At 66.1% G+C, this 19,137-nt stretch carries 17 protein-coding genes; 11 read left to right on the top strand and 6 right to left on the bottom strand.

Annotated elements, in window-relative coordinates; translation table 11 throughout:
* Nucleotides 1–25: 25 nt before the first annotated feature.
* On the bottom strand, nucleotides 26–496 hold the full coding sequence (locus tag AC5P8U_RS08630) for a hypothetical protein (protein WP_495214080.1): 471 nt from the start codon (nucleotides 494–496) through the stop codon (nucleotides 26–28).
* The gene (locus tag AC5P8U_RS08625; protein ID WP_188241035.1) at nucleotides 497–853 is read right to left on the bottom strand and encodes a hypothetical protein; all 357 of its coding nucleotides are present in this window, start codon (nucleotides 851–853) and stop codon (nucleotides 497–499) included. It abuts the gene before it with no gap.
* Between the two features lie 585 nt (nucleotides 854–1,438).
* On the opposite strand from AC5P8U_RS08625, the gene AC5P8U_RS08620 reads away from it, so the two are divergent.
* A complete protein-coding gene (locus AC5P8U_RS08620) occupies nucleotides 1,439–1,963 on the top strand; it encodes a transporter (protein WP_065196272.1) in 525 nt (174 codons plus the stop codon).
* Nucleotides 1,964–2,023: 60 nt separating this feature from the next.
* Here AC5P8U_RS08620 and AC5P8U_RS08615 read toward each other — a convergent pair whose 3' ends face one another.
* Nucleotides 2,024–2,779, bottom strand: a complete 756-nt coding sequence (locus AC5P8U_RS08615) for a tetratricopeptide repeat protein (RefSeq protein WP_445391122.1) — start codon at nucleotides 2,777–2,779, stop codon at nucleotides 2,024–2,026.
* Between the two features lie 167 nt (nucleotides 2,780–2,946).
* On the opposite strand from AC5P8U_RS08615, the gene AC5P8U_RS08610 reads away from it, so the two are divergent.
* The 8 genes from AC5P8U_RS08610 to AC5P8U_RS08575 all read left to right on the top strand — a co-directional run bounded on the left by AC5P8U_RS08610 (nucleotide 2,947) and on the right by AC5P8U_RS08575 (nucleotide 10,580).
* Nucleotides 2,947–3,663 carry a hypothetical protein gene (locus tag AC5P8U_RS08610; protein WP_252744706.1) on the top strand — a complete coding sequence of 239 codons (717 nt, stop codon included), beginning with the start codon at nucleotides 2,947–2,949 and terminating at the stop codon, nucleotides 3,661–3,663.
* Nucleotides 3,664–3,935: 272 nt separating this feature from the next.
* A complete protein-coding gene (locus tag AC5P8U_RS08605; protein WP_088476134.1) occupies nucleotides 3,936–4,520 on the top strand; it encodes a fimbrial protein in 585 nt (194 codons plus the stop codon).
* Nucleotides 4,521–4,580: 60 nt separating this feature from the next.
* Nucleotides 4,581–5,321 (top strand): fimbrial biogenesis chaperone, encoded by a 741-nt coding sequence (locus AC5P8U_RS08600; protein WP_197638671.1) that lies wholly within the window; start codon nucleotides 4,581–4,583, stop codon nucleotides 5,319–5,321.
* Between the two features lie 35 nt (nucleotides 5,322–5,356).
* Nucleotides 5,357–8,038: a fimbria/pilus outer membrane usher protein gene (locus tag AC5P8U_RS08595; protein WP_495214078.1), complete on the top strand. Its 2,682-nt coding sequence runs from the start codon at nucleotides 5,357–5,359 to the stop codon at nucleotides 8,036–8,038.
* A complete protein-coding gene (locus AC5P8U_RS08590; protein ID WP_143592547.1) occupies nucleotides 8,035–9,090 on the top strand; it encodes a fimbrial protein in 1,056 nt (351 codons plus the stop codon). Before AC5P8U_RS08595 ends, AC5P8U_RS08590 begins: the two co-directional genes overlap by 4 nt.
* 1 nt (nucleotide 9,091) lies before the next feature.
* Nucleotides 9,092–9,586, top strand: a complete 495-nt coding sequence (locus tag AC5P8U_RS08585; protein ID WP_088497465.1) for a fimbrial protein — start codon at nucleotides 9,092–9,094, stop codon at nucleotides 9,584–9,586.
* Nucleotides 9,587–9,594: 8 nt separating this feature from the next.
* Complete coding sequence (locus AC5P8U_RS08580) at nucleotides 9,595–10,074, top strand: fimbrial protein (protein ID WP_143592548.1); 480 nt, start codon at nucleotides 9,595–9,597, stop codon at nucleotides 10,072–10,074.
* A gap of 62 nt (nucleotides 10,075–10,136) precedes the next feature.
* Nucleotides 10,137–10,580 (top strand): fimbrial protein, encoded by a 444-nt coding sequence (locus AC5P8U_RS08575; protein ID WP_088497467.1) that lies wholly within the window; start codon nucleotides 10,137–10,139, stop codon nucleotides 10,578–10,580.
* Between the two features lie 83 nt (nucleotides 10,581–10,663).
* On the opposite strand, the gene AC5P8U_RS08570 is transcribed toward AC5P8U_RS08575, so the two are convergent.
* Complete coding sequence (locus AC5P8U_RS08570; RefSeq protein ID WP_172412151.1) at nucleotides 10,664–11,857, bottom strand: TIGR00341 family protein; 1,194 nt, start codon at nucleotides 11,855–11,857, stop codon at nucleotides 10,664–10,666.
* Nucleotides 11,854–12,039: a hypothetical protein gene (locus AC5P8U_RS08565; protein WP_172412152.1), complete on the bottom strand. Its 186-nt coding sequence runs from the start codon at nucleotides 12,037–12,039 to the stop codon at nucleotides 11,854–11,856. Before AC5P8U_RS08565 ends, AC5P8U_RS08570 begins: the two co-directional genes overlap by 4 nt.
* A 273-nt stretch (nucleotides 12,040–12,312) precedes the next feature.
* On the opposite strand from AC5P8U_RS08565, the gene AC5P8U_RS08560 reads away from it, so the two are divergent.
* Both AC5P8U_RS08560 and AC5P8U_RS08555 read left to right on the top strand, forming a co-directional pair.
* Nucleotides 12,313–14,973: an ATP-binding protein gene (locus tag AC5P8U_RS08560; protein WP_111007719.1), complete on the top strand. Its 2,661-nt coding sequence runs from the start codon at nucleotides 12,313–12,315 to the stop codon at nucleotides 14,971–14,973.
* A gap of 157 nt (nucleotides 14,974–15,130) precedes the next feature.
* Nucleotides 15,131–18,373, top strand: coding sequence for a hybrid sensor histidine kinase/response regulator (locus tag AC5P8U_RS08555; protein WP_353079995.1), 3,243 nt, complete (start codon nucleotides 15,131–15,133; stop codon nucleotides 18,371–18,373).
* An 11-nt stretch (nucleotides 18,374–18,384) separates the two neighbouring features.
* On the opposite strand, the gene AC5P8U_RS08550 is transcribed toward AC5P8U_RS08555, so the two are convergent.
* Nucleotides 18,385–19,044: a response regulator gene (locus AC5P8U_RS08550; RefSeq protein ID WP_252744713.1), complete on the bottom strand. Its 660-nt coding sequence runs from the start codon at nucleotides 19,042–19,044 to the stop codon at nucleotides 18,385–18,387.
* Nucleotides 19,045–19,137: the final 93 nt, after the last annotated feature.

Genomic DNA, 19,137 nt, shown 5'->3' with positions numbered 1-19,137 from the left:
CCCTGTAGAGTCGAGCCATGCTCGACTACGGCACGCCACATCGCGCCCCATCAGGCACATCACCAGCAAGAATCTGCAGCACCCGATCCAACAGAACTGGTTCCGGCACGCCAGCCAGGACCTGCTCCGGGTAATCCAACGGCTCCAACTGCCATTGGAGGAGCGCCCGCAACCGCATAACGGCAGGCGCCCGCTGCTTCGCGTCCAGTGAGACCTGCAACAGCAGATGTTGCGAGCGCCTCTCCAGCCACAGCACGGGTATGCCTCGGCAATGAACCTGGAACTCGGCATCTCGGCGCCGCTCAACGAACTGGAAGCCCTGTAGTGGCCGATCCTCCACGAACTGCATGGCTTGGCGGCGCAACTGCAGAAAGCGATCGCCGGGGATGCTGTGGAACGCGACAGGCGAGGGCTTGGGCGGTGCCAGCCACTGCGTCTGTGCCGCAACCACCACCACAAGACAGAGCGCGGTGGCCGCCCAGCGCCACCAGGCCACTCAGCCCTCCGGATGCAGTCGGGTACTGGCGTGTGCGGTAAGGCCGATTCCGGCCATGATCAGCCCCTCCATCACGCGCGGGCCGACGTATTGCTCCAGCTCGCCGTTCTCGCGGGCACGCTGCGCGGCCAGCAGGATCTCCAACACCACGCGAAGCCCGGCCAGCGAGCAATCGGTATCCGCCAAGGCAATGCGCCGGCCCGGCATCTGGTGGCGCTCCGGCCAGGGCTGACCATCGGAGGCGGCGCCGGAGCCGATGCTGTGCAGCAGGGCGATGAGGGTGTTCGGGTCCAGCGCAGGGCCACTCGCAGGCGCGTCGTGGATCGGGTGCGGGGCAGGGGAGTGGGGCTGGGTCATGGTGGGGCTCCTTGCGTGCATGCAGAAGCCGCCACCGATAAAGGTGGCGGACGATGCGAGGTTCGAAACCCGGTCTACGCTAAACCGGCAGGCGCAAGGCCTCCACGCACCGCCCGCCATAGCAGGCCGACGGATTGCCAGCCGGCACCACCTGATGGGTGATGCCGGCTGGCAAGCGTTTACTTCAGCGTAGAACCGGGGTTTCGAATCCCGGCCACCTGTTCAAGGTGGCACGGCAAGGAATACGCCCGGTTGTGCGCGATGCCAATGCAGTAGGGCTGATGACGTCACTACTTTCAACATTTTCAGAATCGTTGCATACGACGAAACCAAGCTGGAGCCTTGCGCTGCAACGCTATCGGCCATGTCGGTGGTGCAGCTCTGCGCGCTGTCGGCATCCGCCCGGTGGGGCTCTGAGCAAGGCAGATGCGACATGCCTGTCCAGCAATGCGCTTCCGATTGCGTGTGACGCGTCACGTTAATACGTGAAATCCGCGAAATAAGGCGCTGCATGTCACCATGTGGCGAATCATCTGCACAATGCCCCTTGGTACCTCATGGACGCATCCGCCCAAAAAGGTTTTCATGTCTGGCATGACTGACGGGCAGCAACTACGCAACGCGCAATGGGGCAAGGTGTCGCGCCTGTTCAAGCCTGCGATGATCATTAGCGCGGCGCTGGCGGCAAGCGCAGAAACGCTCTATCGCACAGGGGTATACCCGCGAGCCATCTTCGAGGCGGGCAGCGCTGATGCTCGAACCTGGTTGTATGTGGCATTGATGTACCTGATCGCCTTTCCAGTACTGTTTCTTTGGATGAGGCGACTGCTCGCAGGCTACCCCATGCCATGGAACCCGCCACTCAAGCGCTGGTTGCTGGGCGCGTTCTCCCTGATCCTCTGCAGCGGAATGATCATGCTGCCGGTCATCGTGCTGACTGTTGGGGGCAGCGCTGCAGGTCGCGGCAAAGGGCTGTATCAGCTGTTCACCGGCAGCCTCTTCGGCACATTCCTTGTGGGAACGGTGCTCGCCTACGGAGCGGCCCTGGGTGCATGGCTGCTGTTTATCGGAACCCCCAAGCTGCTCTTCCCCAAGCTGGGCTCGCGCTAGACCCCTGCGATAGTTTCCTGGAAGTGCAGGTGTTCGAGCCCGCCACCTGCTGCCGGGTCGTCAGTGGCCCTTCAACGCCGCCTTGGTTCGCTCCAGCCATGCGGCATTGTGGCTGCGCGCGTGGCGCGACCAGTGCTGGGCATCGTCGATGATGCTGGCGAACAGGCTGCGGGCTTGCTCGCGATCGTCGGGTTGCGGCTGCGCCATCAGCCATTCGGCGTAGAGGCAGCGGGCGGCCGCGTCGTTTCCGCATTCCAGGGCGCGCTCGAATGCGGCGCGGGCTCCGGGGGCTTGCGCGGTTGCCAGTGCCTGCGCGTACAGCAGGGTCTGTTCCGGCTTGCGGCGCACGTCCGGGTGGCGTGCGAACAGGCCGTCCAGCGTCTCCACCGCAAGCTCGGGTTGCCCGGAATCGAGGCGGGCACGGGCAAGGCCGGTCAGGATGTAGGCATCGTCGCCCAGCGGCGAACTGGCTGCCTGCTCCAGCAGGGTTCTGGCTTCCTCCGCCTGGCCGGCATCCAGCAGCGTCATGCCCAGGCGAACCCGGTTCTGCACGGTGGGCGTGCGCGCCAGTTCGGCACGGGCGTTGCGAAGGTCCTGGCCCGGGTCCATGAGCTGCTTGGCGGAACGGACGACCTGTCGGGCGCCCCGCGAGTGGCGGACTTCCGGGAAGTAGATCGCCAGGAAGTAGACGACGCTGCCGAGCAGTGGGAACGAGAAGAGCAGGATGAGCCAGTAGAGGTTCTGGCCCGAGCGGATGGCGTGCACCGCGAAGTAGATGGCCGCCAGTACGTGGAGTCCGATTCCGATATAGGGCATGTGTGCCGCCTCGTCCTTGTGAGGGGTGGAACTATAGTCGGGGAGGGGTAGGGCGCCAATGGAGTGGCAGCGATCGAGCGTGACGCGTCACGTTAATAGGATGAGTTCTGCAGGGTCGAGCGCTGCATGCCACTATGTGGCGGGGCTGCATTGACGGAAGGCGATACATGGAACGTACGCAGAAGACGCTAACCATGGCCGATGTTGCGGGGTGGGGTTCGGCGCTGGTTACGTTTGGCTTGGTGCAAGGGGCTTTCTATCTGAAGGCTTACTGGGGTCACTTCGGCCTGGATCCTTTTCAGTTTGTTGCGGTGAGTGAGCTTGCACTGGCAGGGCTTGCGGGGATCGGCATGGTGTTGTTCCTTATTCTGATTGCGCTGCTGTTTGGAGGGTGGGTTGAGGGGAAGGTGACAGCGACGCCGTCCCAAGCCAATCTGCTGATGTGGCTGACCCTGGCTCTTTGTCTTGTTGGAATGGGTGCCTTGCTTTGGTGGACCAATGCCTGGCCCGTTTTGATAGGTGTGGCGCTGACGGGCATATGTGCAATGGCAGTACGCCTGTCCCCAGTGTTGCCGGCCGCCGTGAAGGACTCGCCGTGGCTGGTCTATGCGCTCGTGATGATTGTCTATGTCCCGATCTCGTCAAACTGGCTTGGCTTCGAGCGCGCCAAGGCGATCACTTCTGGCGCCAGCAAGTACACGGTCAATGTGACTATTGATGAGAAGGTGCAAGGCGGCCTGGGCCTAGTGGGGCGTTTGGGTGATAGCTATGTACTTTGGGACCCGGTACAGAAAGCTGCAGTTCTTATGCCAGTGGACGACGTGAGTAGGCTGGAGATTGCGCAAAAATCCGTTCTGCCTGCCAAACCAGTTCAGTCGCGATAAGGGCTCGTTATCACGGCTACAACCGTACCCCTGTCGTGGACCTGTGCCGTACGGGAGCCAGTCCACGTGTTTCGTGGTTGGCCCTTAACAATCATGCGCGGCAAATCTAGGCGCAGTCCGATAGAGCGCTCCGGGGGCCTTACCTAGGATTCTCTCCGCCAGCCGTGCACCGGCTGGCCGGACAGGACCTTCTCCCCAAGTGTCCGATCCGTCCCCGGCCACCGCCGCTTCGGCGGCGGTGGTTTCTTGCCGCCCGCGTGCGGATCACATCTGTGAAGAAGAACACCACCATCATGAAGCTCATTCCGATCGCTTCCGCTGCAAGCCTGCTGCTGGCCGCTTCGGCCGCCAGCGCCCAGTCCTATGGCTCGGGCACCATCGAGTTCACCGGCGAAGTCACCGACCTGACCTGCACCATTTCCGGTGGCGCCGGCGCCATCGGCACCACCAACGTCACCGTTCCGATGAGCGCGGTGCAGGCCAACCAGCTGGCAGCAGCCGGCGACGTTGCCGGTGAACACCCGTTCCAGCTGATCATCGGTGGCCCCGGCCAGGGCACGTGCCTGGACGGCAAGGTCGCCGAGCTGTACTTCGACCCGGCTGCCGGCCAGGTCGACGCCAGCAACGGCAACCTGCGCAACCAGGAAGCCAACGCGCCGGCAGCCAACACCCAGATCCAGGTGAAGTACAAGAATGCCGTGGTCGACCTGCGCGATCCGTCGTTCAAGACCGATCCGGTGACCATCACCAACAACACCGCCACGATCGACATGGCCAGCCAGTACGTCGCCAACGGTGGCGCTGCGGCCCCGGGCTTCGTGCAGTCGTACGTCAACTACAAGGTTGTCTACAACTGATCGCGGGAGGTCGCCGGCAGGCGCTGGCGGCCTCCTTCCTTCCCCGTTCCGAGGTGACCCATGAACGCCCTCCATCGCATCATCGCTGCTGCATTGCTGTCGCTCGTCGCGCTGGCTTCGCCGGCGGCCCATGCGTCGGTCGTGATCGGCGGTACCCGCGTGGTCTATCCCGCGCAGGACAAGGAAGTCACGCTCAAGTTCATCAATGAAGGCGAGCGCGCGACGCTGGTCCAGGTCTGGCTGGATGATGGCGATGACCAGTCCACGCCGGATACCGCCAAAGCCCCCTTCGTGGTCGCGCCACCGGTGTTCCGCCTGGACCCGAAGAAGCAGCAGACCACCCGCATCATGTTCACCGGCGCGGGCCTGCCGGCCGACCGGGAAACGCTGTACTGGCTGAACATGCTGGAAATCCCCCCGAAGAATGGCACTGCCAGCGCCAACATCCTGCAGTTCGCCTTCCGCACCCGCATCAAGGTGTTCTACCGGCCGTCGAACCTGGCAGGGGAGCCGGTGCTGGCTTACCAGAAGCTGCGCTGGACCCTGCACGCCGGTAAGGACGGCCTGGTTCTGCGTGCCGACAATCCGACCCCGTTCCACGTCAACTTTGCCAACGTCAGCCTCAATGTCGGCGGCCAGGAACAGGGCGGGCAGGGCGGCGGCATGGTCGCGCCGTTCTCACAGGCCGAGTTCCCGCTGAAGGATCTACGCGCGCGCCCGTCGGGCCAGCTGAAGGCTGCCGTTACGGTCATCAATGACTTCGGCGCGCTGGTTCCCACCGAGGCCGTATTGCAGCCCTGAGCCGCGCACCGCACCGCACCGCCGGAGAATCCATCATGAACGCCCGTTCCCGGGCGCCGGCCGCCGGCGCCCGCCGGTTCCAGCGCGCCCGCCTGCCGGGTGTGGTGGCCGCCATCCTGTTTGCCCCGGCCGTCGCGAGCGCCGGCAACGAAAGCCCGGACGATGTCGAGTTCGACGCCGCGTTCCTGCCGGTGGGGGCGTCCTCGCGCCTGGACCTGCAGCGGTTCTCGCAGGAAGACTACGTTGCGCCCGGTACCTACCGGGGGGACGTGCGTCTGAACGGCCAGTGGCAAGCGCGTGCGGACGTTGTCTACCGCGAGGTGGACGGCGTCTCGCGGCTGTGCCTGGACCCGGCCGCGCTGAAGCGCTACGGCATTGCGCCGGAGCGCCTGCACGCCGACCAGGCCCGGCAGCCGGCCCTGGCCTGGCCGGACGAACCCTTCTGTGGTGACCTGGGCGAGCGCGTGCCCGGTGCCACGGCGTCCTTCGATGCAGGCAGCCAGACCCTGGATCTGCAGGTGCCGCAGCTGTACCTGCGCAGCGAGGCGCGCGGCCATGTCGACCCCAGCGAGTGGGATGCCGGCGTGGCGGCGCTGTCGCTGGGCTACAACGCCAACGTCTATCGCTACAGCAATGGCGCTGCCCCGACCTACTCCGGGTTCCTTGGCCTGAACGCCTCGGGCCGCGTGGCGGGCTGGCAGCTGGTGCACCAGGGCGCGATGACGCGCGGTGGCAGCCAGTCGCAGCGCTACCGGTCAGCGGCCGCCTACCTGACGCACGACATCGTGCCGTGGAAGGCGCAGCTGATGGTCGGCGACACGTCCACTGCGGGCGACCTGTTCGAGAGCGTGCGCCTGCGTGGCGCCCGCCTGGGCAGCGACGACCGCATGCTGCCGCAGTCACAGCGCGGTTTCGCACCGGTAGTGCGTGGCATCGCCGAGACCAACGCCCGGGTGATCGTGCGCCAGCGTGGCAACGTCCTGCTGGAAACCAGCGTTGCACCTGGACCGTTCGAGATCAACGACCTGTTCCCGACCGGGTATGCCGGCGATCTCGACGTGGAAGTCGTCGAAGCCGACGGCCGCTCACGGCGGTTCACGCTACCGTACTCGGCGGTGCCGCAACTGCTGCGTCCGGGCCAGTCACGGTGGTCGGTAGCGGCCGGTCGTGTTGCCGAGGCCTCGCTGCTCGATGCGCCGGACGTCCTGCAGCTGCAGTACCAGCGCGGCCTGTCCAATGTGGTCAGTGCCTACGGCGGCGCCGTGGTGGGCGACAACTACCACTCGGTGCTGGCCGGTAGTGCGGTCAATACACGATTCGGCGCGCTGGCAATGGATGCGTCGTTGTCACAGGCCCGTGTACGCGGCCTGCCTGAGCTGTCCGGCAGCAGCTTCCGCGTGGCCTACAATCGAAGCATCGCCAGCACCGGCACCTCGTTTGCCATCGCGGCCTACCGCTATGCAACGGGTGGCTACGTGAGCGTGCGCGACTGGGCCAGCCTGCGTGACGCACAGGCACGTGATCTTGGCATCGATGCGGTGGCGCGCCAGCGCAACCGCATGGACCTGAGCGTCAACCAGCGCCTGGGGGAGCGCGGTGGCCAGTTGTTCGTCATCGGGACGCGGCGCGACTTCTGGAACACGGCAGGCCGCCAGCTTGACCTGAGCGTGGGCTACAGCAACCAGTGGAAGTCGCTGAGCTACAGCCTGAACTTCCAGCGCACGCGCGATTCGATCGATTTCATGCCGGGCTTCCTGCAGGATCGCATTCCCGGCGCGGATGCCGCGCCGCGTCCACAGTTGGCGCGGGCTGACAATCGCCTGATGCTGATGCTGTCGGTGCCCCTGGGGCGCACGCCCCGTGCGCCACAGCTCAATGCCACCCAGACCCGCAGCGACAATGCCGATCCCTCCACGCAGCTGTCGGCCAGCGGACTGTGGGCCCGCGACGACCGAGTCAATTACGGCGTGTCACTGGCGCGTATCGGCGGTGGCAACGCCCTGGACGTCAACGGCGGCTATCGCGGCGGCCGCGGCCAGGTGGCGGCCAATCTCAGCCGGGGGCCCGGCTATACCCAGATGGGCCTTGGCGCGTCGGGCGGGCTGGTGCTCCACGCGGGTGGGCTGACCCTGTCGCCGCCGCTGGGCGACACGGTCGCGCTGGTGCACGCGCCCGGCGCGGCGGGAATGCGGGTGGAGAACAGTGGCGGATCCCGCGTGGACAGGCGTGGGTTTGCGGTGGTGCCGTACCTGACGCCGTACCAGCTGAACACGATTTCGCTCGACCCCAAGGGGGCCGGCTACAGCGTGGAGCTGCAGGAAACCGCACGCGCGGTGGCGCCGCGTGCCGGCGCCCTGGTGAAGCTCGATTTCAGTACGCGCGCCAGCCGTGGGCTGATGGTCGACACGCAGACCGAAGATGGGCGCCCGCTGCCGTTCGGCGCGCAGGCCACCGATGCCAGCGGCGCCACGGTCGGCGTGGTGGGGCAGGGTAGCCGCCTGCTGCTCAGTGGCCTTCAGTCGTCCGGGCCGGTGCAGGTGCAATGGGGCGAGGGCGCCGACCACCAGTGCGTGGTGGACGTGCAGATTCCCGACGGCCCTGTCAGCGGCCAGTACGCCGTGCTCAGCGCGCAATGCCGATCGCCGGTCGTCCATGCCAACGGTGACGCGCCGCCCGCGCGCCGGATTACCACCACCTTCCAGGAGAACGCACCGTGATTCGCTTGCCTCTGGTCGCGCGATTGATCGCGCTTGTCCTGTTGATTGCCGCAGCGCCTGCGCTTGCGCAGAACTGTCGCTTCAACGCCGGCACCACCACGCTCACCAACATCGCCAACCTCAGTGGCAGCATCACCGTCGGTCCGGATGTGCAGGTCGGCACCGAAATCTATCGGGCCACGTATTACGCCGGGCCCACCAACGAGATCTACTGCACACCGGGCAGGGCCGATCGCATCCGCCAGTACACCGCGCTCCCGTACGGGCCTTCGGGCTACGCAGACGCGCGCTACGGAACCGTATACAACACGAACCTCCCCGGCGTCGGCGTGGCAGTCTGGTTCAACGGTAGCCCATTCCCGATATCTACGTCCGTAGAGGTCGTTACGGGCACGGTGATCTGGCCCGTTCAATCCTTTGACGTCAGCCTGATCAAGACCGGACCGATAACGGCCGGCACGGTCACAGGTGCGAACCTGCCGCGCTTCGAATACCGCATGACCGGCGCCAACAGCGCACTCCAGCTCTGGAACGGCCTGGTGCAGGGCTCGCTGTCCATCGTTGCCCGCACCTGCACCACTGCAGATGTATCCGTGAATCTAGGCGATCACCGCGTGACGGAGATTCCCACCGTGGGCAGCGGGACACAATGGGTCAACGTACCAGTAATGCTGAGCAATTGCCCGGCGTTCTATGGCCGCTACCGCGGCAACCTCACCACCGGAACGGTACAGACGGCCAATGGGCGCGTCGACAACACCGTCCGCTTCCGCGTGGATCCGGTCACGGCCGTGGCGGATAGCGCGCGCTCGGTGATGATGCTGCAGAGCGACGGCGTGAATACCACGGCGACCGGCATCGGTATCCAGATCGGGACCGCGGCCGACGAGTCGGTAGGCTTTGGCAACATGCGTGATTCCGGGCTGGCGTTAAGCGAAACCAACAACGCGTCCTACACGCTGATGCTGCGTGCGCGCTATACCCGCTACGCCGCTGCCGCGTCATCGGGACAGGCGAACGGTGCCGCCACCATTACCCTGGAGTACTACTGACATGCACGCACGATGGCTGCTGCTGGCGCTGCTGTGCGGGGCCGCCCTGCCGGTGGCGGCGGCGGACCTCACCGTCCGCTTCACCGGCAGGTTCCTGGCCGGGACCTGCCAGCTGAGCGTGCAGGACGTCGATCTGGGCACGTTCCAGGCAACGTACTTCACCACCAGCACGCAGTCACCTGCCGTTGCCTTCGTGCTGGAGCGCAAGAACTGCACCGATGACCTGCGAACCCTGCACGTCCGCTTCGTCGGCGCCGCCGACAGCAGCAACGCCAGCTATTTCGCCATTCCGCCGACGGGCGGCGTGCAGGGGCTGGCCATCCGCCTGCAGAGTGCCACCGGCACGCTCTACGCACCCAACCAGCCCGCGTTTGACTGGCCCACCGGCGGCGATGCCGCAGGCCAGCGCGCACTCGGCGCGCTACTGGTCCGCACCGGCAATGTCACTGCAGGCGCGGTCCGTACCCCCATCACTGTCCAGGTCACCTACAACTGAGGTCTCCCATGTCCCGTCCGCTTCTCTCCCTGAGCTTGTTGCTTTGCGCTGCCACAGTGCACGCGCAGGACAGCCAGGTTTTCACGATGTCCGGTGAAATCCTGCCAGGCGTCTGCAAGGTCGCGTTCCCCGATGTGGATCTGGGGTCCCATCAGGCGTCATTGTTCACCGGCAGCTATGCCACGGCCTATATTGATTTCAGTGGCACCGTCAGCGACTGCGACGCGCAGGTGCTGCGGGTGGCCATGACCTTTACCGGTGCAGCCGACAGCGGCAACGCGTCACTGTTCCAGGGGGTTTCCGGCGTGGGCATCGAACTGGTACGCGTGGTCGGTGCCGTCAACGTGCCGATTGCACCGGGTGGAAATACCCAGTATGCGACCGCCGCCGGTGTGTATCCCTTCCGTGCGCGCTTCCGGCAGTCCGCCACGACGGTTGGCGCAGGCCGCGTGACGCGTCCCATCACCGTTTCGCTCACCTACAACTGAGGCTGCAGCTGATGTGCACTGTCGCCCTCCGCCTGCGTCCCATCCTACTGGCGCTGACCTCAATGTTCGCTGCTGGCCACGCGGCCGCGCAGACGACCACCACGTTCAACGTCACCGGCACCATTCTGCCGGGTGTCTGCCGCATCGCTGTGGCCGACGTCAGTCTTGGCACCTATCAGGCAACACTGTTTACCGGCGCATATGCCTCGCCCTTCCAGCCAGTGAATGTTGTGGTCAGCCAGTGTGACCCGCTGGTGACCCGGGTCGCGTTGCGTTTCGATGGCAACGCCGACACCAGCAATGCCCAGCTGTTCCAGGGTGTGCCTGGCATCGGCATCGAGCTGCAGTACACCAGCAGCGGGGCCCGCGTCGCACCTGGCGGAACGGCCCAGATGGCCACGGCTGCGGCGACGCACGCATTCCGCGCACGCTTCGTGCAGAGCCGCGCAACGGTATCGGCCGGTACGGTCAGCCGACCGATCACGGTAACCATGACGTACAACTGATCACGCGGGTGGGGGACGGCACCCGGGGCCGTCCCCTCGCGTTTCAGGCGCAGGACAGGGCTGCTGCGCGCAGCGGCGCCTCGCTAGCGGAGACTGTCCGCGCTGTGCGATCCTTGGCCCTGCTCCTGCGCAGCGCTCTCCTCGCGCAGCACGCGTGAGCGTTCCGCCACGATCTCATCCATCTCGACACGAAGCGCCCTCGTCTCGGCGGACAGGCTGGCAACGTTGAGCCGCAGGCCATCGATATCTGCCCGGTTGCGCAGTTCGTCCTCGTTGGCCTCCAGGGTCTGTCTGACGCGAAGGGATACCGGAGCCGCCAGCCGCGCGGACAGCCGTCCTTCCAGATTGGTCTGGGCATTGTTGATATAGGCCGGGACCAGCGCCACCACCTCGATGACATAGCGATGCTCGGCACGCACTACGGACATGTGTTCAATCGACGCACGGCGATCGCCCAGGTACCGGGTAACCACGGCGCGGGCCTGGTTTGCAGCCCAAGTCTGCTGCCCGATCTCGCGCAGGGCCAGTCCCAGTGGCAGCGCTAGCAGAATGAACGTGGTGGCGATCACCCCCGCCTGCCAGGCGGTGTGGCGAGGTGAGTTCTCCATCCCGAACCTGTACCACTTGGCAATCAGTGTCACGCTGAGGGCAATCGCCAGCAGGTTGGTCATGAAAAGGAACATCGCGCCCCCGGCCACGCGCACGTCGCCCGTCGCCAGCCCAAACGCGACCACTGCCAACGGCGGCATCAGGGCGGTAGCAATCGCAACGCCCACAATGGCCTCTCCCTTTCGGGTAATCACTGCGTAGCCGCCGGCCAGCCCTGACAGCAGCGCCACCAGCAGGTCGAACAGGGTGGGCTGCGTGCGTGCAAGGATCTCACTGGTCGCCTCGCGTAGCGGCGACAGCCATACGATGCACATGGCGGTCAGCAGCGCCAGCGCCATGCCCACAAGCAGCGCAAGCAGTGCACGGCCCATCATCCGGAAATCGACCACGCACAGCGAAAAACCCAGCTGCACGATGGGGCCCATCAGCGGCGAGATCAGCATCGCACCGATCACGACGGCCCCGGAGGACTGAAGCAGCCCCAGGATCGCGATACCGCAGGACATCACTGCCATGAACGTGAAGCGCGGGCTGAGCCCGCCACCGTCACTCACGTTGGCGATGACGGCATCGTGGTCGACGGCGGCAAGCATGCGGTTGCGCCACCGGCTCCAGCCATGGTGGGCGGATGCCAGGACACTCACCAGCAGCGTTGGCACGGCACTCATCGATCCGCTCCCGGCTGCGCGGGTGAATGCAGCGCTTCGGCCCGTTGCAGCCGGTGGAAGTAGTCCAGGAGGGCCAGCGCCTCTGCGAGGCAGGTACGGCCGCCAAGCAGCTGACGGCCGCGCATGACATTCCAGTGGCCGTACTCGGTGTAGATGAGGGTGTGTCGGGAAAGATCTGCCATGGAGATGCCTGGGAAATAAAGAGGGTCGAACGCGTATCGTCAGCCAGCGTGGTGCGGTAGCCCATCGGACGACGCCCATTCCGCGGGGGATCCGAAGCGTGACACGGACGTCCACGCACCCACGCCAGCCGTGCGGCCGCGTTGCGCCACAGCGCGGCAGAAAGTCAGCCGCGTCCTATGTGGCTGTCTGCCAGGGGCCGATAGGGTGGCCGCTCCCTTTCACTTTCTCCGGTATGGCCCGCATGTTCCTTGGCGGGCGCATCCACAGCAACAATGTTCCGTTTCTTCCGCTCCGCACACCTGCGCCAGGACGCCTCGCCTGATGCTACCGACGATTGCGACCTCGCTGCGCTCCGCAAGTACCAGCGCGGCGTGCTGCTGGGCGGCGGCTGCCTGCTCAGCATCGCTATCGTGGCCGGGCTGATCGCGCTGGCGCTGTTCCACGCAGATGGCTTTGCGGCGCGGCGGTCGGAAGCGCTGCAGCGCAGCCGTGCCATCGTCGAGGCCCACTTGGCGGCGTCGGATGCGGCCCACCTTCGGCTGTTGAGCATGGCCGAGTACGCCTGGCGGCATCGCCCGGACAATGATGCGCGGACGCTGGAAGTGGACCGTGCCAACTATCTGCGTGCCGGACAGCGGGCCGTCATGACCGCTGGCACCGAGAGCGTGCCGCAGACGGTGCTGGGTGCCGGCACCGATGCCTGGCCCGTTGACCGTCTGGATCGCTATCTCATGCTGGCGCACTCGCTGTCGATCATCCGCCGGCTGGGCGGCGCCGGCGGCCGGTCCAGCGAATCGGAGTCGAGCTTCTTTCTTGATCCGCGCGGCCAGCTGCTGGTACTGGGCGAGGGCATGAGCGAACAGCATCTTCTGTCGGCCACGGGAGAAAAGGACCGTGCGCAGCTCATCGGTCGGCTCGCGGCGCTGTCCCGCACCGGCGTCGACGACGCGGAGGCGTATGGCACGCACGCCACCCGGATGGAACTGGTGCGCCATCCGGTGTCGGGGGCTCCGGCGATCGCCAGTGCCCTGGTGGCGCGTGACGGTGCCACGGTGATCGGTACGTTCGTCACGCTGGAATCAACGGCACCGCTGTCCCGGGCAATGCGTATCGCCGACGGTGGCGTGTCGTTCGTGCTGACTGGCGACGGCCGCGTGGTGGCGGGCACCGGCAGCCCCAAAGCGCTGGATCTGGGCGAGGTGACCCGGCATCTTCTGGACGCGGAGCAGAAGGGGCGCACGCTGGCCACCTTCCGCCAAGGGCTGCGCTTCTTCCAGGTGGTCCGTATCGAGGAGGCTGACTGGGCACTGGTCAGCACGTACTGCATCGCCGATGTCATTGCCGATGGGCAACGCCTGTACATCGCCGCCGCGTCGTTGGCGTTCGGCCTGTTGCTGGGTCTTTGGACGCTGCTGGCCTGGCTGCATTGGCGCGCCTTCGGGCCCGCGCTGGCACGCGCCGCGCGCGTTTACCAGGGCGAACAGCTCAGCCGCGCGTTGATCCAGCTGTCACCGGTGGGACTGTGCCTGCTCGATCGCCACAGCGGTGACCCGGTGGTGCAGAACGACATGATGCGTCAGCTCGCCGCCGCCGCCGAGCGACGCGGCGCCATGCTCTATGCCCGCATGGTCGACCAGGCCTCGGCGATCCTGCTGCTGCCTGATACCACCATCGCCGAGTTCGAGGTGTCGGTGCCGGATCCCCAGGGCCAGGCGCCTGTCGTGCTGCTGGTGGGGGCGACCAGTGCCAGCTATCAAGGGCGCATGGTACTGCTGTGCGCCGTGCGCGACTTGAGTGCGCGAATCGAACTGGAGCAGCAGCAGAAGCAGGCGCGCGAGTCGGCGGAGGCCGCCAGCCGCGCAAAGAGCCGCTTCCTGGCGGCCATGAGCCACGAGATCCGCACGCCGTTGCATGGCATCCTGGGTCACCTGGAGTTGCTCGGCCGCTCTGCGCTGGACGACAACCAGCAGGCACGGCTTCGGCGGATTACCCAGGCTGCGGACTCGCTGCTGCAGATCATCAACGACGTGCTGGATTTCTCCCGCGCGGAATCCGGGCACCTGGACCTGGTTGCGGAGACCTTCGAACCGGTGACGCTGCTGGAGCGGGTCGCGCTGCTGTTCTCGCCACTGGCCGAAGCAAAGGGCCTGGTATTGGACGTCATGGTCGATGATGCAGTGCCGGCCAGGCTGGTCGGGCCGCAGGCACGCGTCGAGCAGGTCCTGCGCAACCTGGTCAGCAATGCAGTGAAGTTCACCCCGTCCGGTCGTGTCGAACTGAGGGCTGACTGGGTGCCCGATACGGACGGTTCCCAGCTGCAGCTGCAGGTCATCGACTCCGGCATCGGCATGACGGAGACGCAGATGGCAAGGCTCTTCCAGCCCTATGTGCAGGCGGACGCCAGCATCATCACCCGTTTTGGCGGGTCTGGGCTGGGGCTTTCACTGTGCCGTGAACTGAGCAGCTGCATGGGGGGCACCATCCATGCCAGCAGCACGCCCGGCGTCGGCAGTGTCTTCACCTTCTGCATACCGGTCCAGGCGGTTCCGGCTGCCGGGACGCTGCCCTTGGCTGACCGCTCGGTGCTCCTGAGTTCCTCGGCCAGCGGGTGGCGGGACGAGCTGCGGCGCCGGCTTGAACGCTGGGGCGCCACCGTGATCATCGTGAGCGAGGCCGACGCCTGGCCCGCCGAACACTGGGAGGCGCACGTTCCGCTCGTTGCATTCGAGAGAAGTCCCGCGCGGACGGAAGTGGCGTCGCGGGCGGGACGGCGGCGGGTGATCCTGGTATCTGCCGACGGTCCGCTGAAGCCGCAGGTGCGGGGAAATGCGTGGCGCGTGTCCTGCTATTCCAGTGATGGCCTGCTGCAGGCCCTGCTGGTTTCCTCGCAGCGGGGCGTGCCGACACTGGCGGTGGAAAGGGGCATGCACTAGATTCATGGCCACCCCCTTGCCCGTGCGCGGGAATGCCATGCCTCCGGCCTCGCCTGACTTGCCTTCCGCCCCGTTGCAGGCACTCCACCGTTCACAGCGCCGGCTGCTGTTAGGGGGAGGGGGGCTGATCACGTTGCTGGTGCTGTTGACCACAGCGGTGAGCATTTTTGCCGGCGTGGGCGAATTCCATGACCGCGAGCGCCAGAAGTTCTTCGAGGCCCGCGGCGCGATCGATTACTTCCTGGTGCAACGTGACCGTGCCTATGCAGGAAGCGTGAACGCCAACGACGTGATGTGGAGCGGGCAGCGGGAAGAACTGCGGCGCCTGGGTCGGCCGATGGTGGCCAACTACCTGTCGCAGGACATGCGAACGGTGGTCCGGGCAGAAGGTCAGGCATCGGTGCCGTGGCTGGTGCTGGGCGATCCCGAGCGGCCGATGCCACAGCCTGAGCTGGAAGCCTATCTGGGCATGATCTATCAGTACTCGCTGTACACGACTGCGGCGATCAGTTCGATGCAGGGGAGCAGCCCGGCCATGGTGTATGGCTATGACCCGCAGGCGCGGCTGATGGCACTGCCCGGCGTGGTTGACGAGGCGCAGCTGCTGCGGGGGCTGCGCGCAGATTCGCGGGCACAGGCGTTCGCACTGTTGAAGGGCATCGAGCGCCAAGCACCGCTGCAATCTCCAGACCCCGGTCCGATGGAAAGCGCCGCTAGGGGCCATCGCCTGGCCTCGCTGTTCGGCCGCAACCCGCTGGATGGCCGGCCCTCGCTGGTGGGCATTCTCACCCTGGCCGAGGGCACCACGCCCTATTTCCGGCGGGTCACCTTCGAGCCGATCAGCAGCATCGGCTCGCGCCTGGAGGCGACCGCCGCCGGCAGCTATCTGCTGACCGGGCCCACCGGTGAAGTGGTGCTGGCAAAGGGCCCCCTCAGCCGGGAGGCCAATGCGCTCGGCCCGCTGCTGGCGCAGCAGGACACACGCAACGTGACACGGCTGTCCTTCCAGCATCTGTTTGCGGTAAGCGGGGGGCTGTCAGGGACGGACTGGCGCTTCACGCGTCTTTACGACTGGAGCGCGCTGTGGCGCGACCAGGGGATGGCCATCGTTGCGCGGCTGCTGACGGCACTGTCGATCATCGCAGCGCTCTGGCTGCTGCTCTGGCGGGTGGAGCGCAAGGTCATGGCGCCGGCCCTGGCCGAGGCATCGCGCGTCTACGAAAGCGAAGCGCTCAGCCAGACCATCATCGGCACGGCGCCGGTGGGCTTGGCACTGCTCAGCTGCGATGATGGTGCTCCCCTTCTGCAGAACCAGGTCGCACGCGAACTGGCGACGCAGCCGGCGGGCTATTCGACGACCCCGGCGCTCTATGCCGCGCTGGTAGAGCAGGCGCATGCCTTGCCCGGTGCGCGCAAGGAGTTCAACTGGACGCTGCACGACGCGGGTGCAGCGCCGATCCAGCTTCAGGTGGCGTTGGCCATCGCACGCTATCGCGACCAGACCGTGTGGGTCTGCGCGCTGCGTGATGTCACGGCGCAGATGGAACTGCAGCAGACCCTGGAGCGCGCCAGTCGCGATTCCGAGGATGCCCGCGCCGCTGCGGAGGCGGCCAACCGGGCGAAGAGCGCCTTCGTCGCCACCATGAGTCACGAAATCCGCACACCGCTCAACGGCATCCTCGGCCATCTGGAACTACTGGCACGCTCACCGTTGCAGCCTGCGCAGCAGGAGCGCGTGCAGCGCATCCGGCTGTCGGCGGACTCACTGATGGCGATCATCAGTGATGTGCTCGATTTCTCGAAGATCGAGGCCGGGCAGTTGGATATCGACCCGGCTCACTTCAACGTTCGTGAACTGATCGAGCAGGCCACGCTGCTGTATGCGCCCGAGGCGCACAAGAAGGGCGTGAAGCTGTTCTATATGATCGATGGCGAGCTTGAGGATGCCTACCAGGCAGATGCGCATCGCATCCGGCAGATCATCAACAACCTGCTGAGCAACGCGGTGAAGTTCACCGAGTCCGGACGCATCACGCTGCACGCCGGGCTCGGGAACTGCCTGCAGCCGAACCAGAGCGTGCTGCGGCTGCGGGTCGTGGACTCCGGCATTGGCATGTCCGACGAGCAGCTTGCGCATCTGTTCCGTCCCTTCGAGCAGGGCGATGCCAGCGTGTCCCGGCGTTACGGTGGCAGCGGGCTGGGGTTGGCGCTGTGCAGGCAACTTGCGCATCTGCTGGGCGGCAGCATCCAGGCCGAAAGTACGCTGGGTGTCGGCACCGTGTTCACCCTGGAGGTGCCGGTTCACCCTGTCGATGCGCCGCATGGCGGTGACCAGCCGCTGTCGGGCACCACCGTGACGCTGCTTTCCGCAGCGCCGGAGTGGCGGCAGGAAATCGGGCAGGTCCTGCAGCGCTGGGGCGCGGGGTTGACCGTCCTTGATCGTCCGGCCGCGCTGCCCACCGATGCCGCAACGACAACGCTGTTGATTTTCGGCGAGCGCCGCGCATGGCCGGAGGAGGATGAGCAGGCGCTGTGCAGCCTCCACGCCCGGTTGGTGCGCGCGTACCCGAGCGGCCCCCTGGCCCCCGAACGCCGTCCTGATGGCGTGCACGTCACCAGCTATTCCAGCCGGGCGCTGCTGCGCGCGTTGCTGCAGGATGCGATGGGAGCGGAAGCGCCATCGCCGGTCGCCGCGCAGGCACGGCCGCCGGCGGGACGGGGAAGGGTGCTGCTGGTGGAGGACAATCCGGTGAACCGCGAGCTGATCCAGCAGCAGCTGGAGGAGCTCGGCTGGCATGTGGGCACCGCCGAGGATGGCCAGGCCGCGCTGAGCCTGTGGCCGTCAGCCAGCTGGGACGTCGTGCTGACCGACATCAACATGCCGGTGATGGACGGCTACGAGCTGGCCCAGGCGCTGCGTGCACGCGGGGATAAGGTGCCGATCCTGGCGATCACCGCAACCGCACTGGCCAGCGAGCGGGAGCGCTGCCGGCAGGCGGGCATCGATGGGCTGCTGCTCAAGCCCCTGGATCTGGAACGGCTGTCGGCGGCGTTGTCCCGCTATGTTCCCCCCAGCAACCGCAGGGCGTCCCCGTCGGCCGCGGGGGAGGGGCTGCCGCTGAAACTTCGGGCCCTGTTCGTGGAAAGCGGCGCGCGTGATCTTGACGTCCTTGCCGCCGCGCTGCGGGAAGGGCAGCAGGCCGCGCTGCTGGACAAGGTCCATTCCCTGAAGGGCGTGCTGTTGATGATGGGGGAGCGTCCGCTAGGTGAGCGCTTTGGTGCTGTGGAGCACCGCCTGCGCGAGCACGACACGGTGGATGAAGCCGAGCTGCAGGCGCTTCTCGCGTCCCTGTCCGCGCTCATCGACAGCTATCGGGAGGGCCTGCCGGACGGCTCGTGAGCGAACGCCGATCAGTCCGGATCGGGGCCGTTTGAACGCAGGCCGAGTTCCGTCGCGAACTTGAAGAGATCGGCTTCCTTGTCGATGCCCAGCTTGGCCATCCCGATCCGCTTTTGCGTGCTGATGGTCTGCTTGCGCCTGTCCAGGCGCTCGGCAATTTCGTTGATGCCAAGCCCCGACACGAACAGCGTCAGCACTTCACGTTCCCGTGGCGAGAGCGCTATCTTCCTTGACGCTGCGGCATGGTGTGGCAAGATCTGCGCGACCGACGGCGAGAGGTAGCGCCGGTTGGCCCACGCCGCAGCGATGGCCGCCGGAACATGGCTGGTGTCATCGGCCTTGCTGAGGATATGGGTGATGCCGCGCTGATAAAGTGACTGGATGACCACCGGCTGGTCCATGCCCGTCATCACGATCACACGCAGGTCGGGGTAGCGTTCGCGGAGTGTATCCAGCAGGGCGAGGCCGTCGCCGTGCGTGCCGCCCGGCATGGCGTAGTCGGTCACCACGACATCACATGCGGTACTGTCCAGCAGCGCCACCAGCTCCGAGGAGTCGGACGCCGTTCCAATGCACTGCAGCGTGGGAACCGCATCGATTGCGGCCTCGATTCCCATGCGGATGACCGGGTGGTCGTCTGCAATGGCTACACGAATGATCGGATGAGACATGCAACAGCCCCGCGCTGAAGTTGGCCCGCCACACCGGCGACCCGCCGCCGCAACTATAGGCCAGGCGACCGCGTGTTGGCATGCCTGGCGATA

The sequence above is a fragment of the Stenotrophomonas sp. YJH_SMC_81 genome (genome assembly GCF_059370875.1).
Note: the sequence above shows the minus strand (reverse complement) of the source record. Positions and strands in the feature narration are given on the sequence as shown.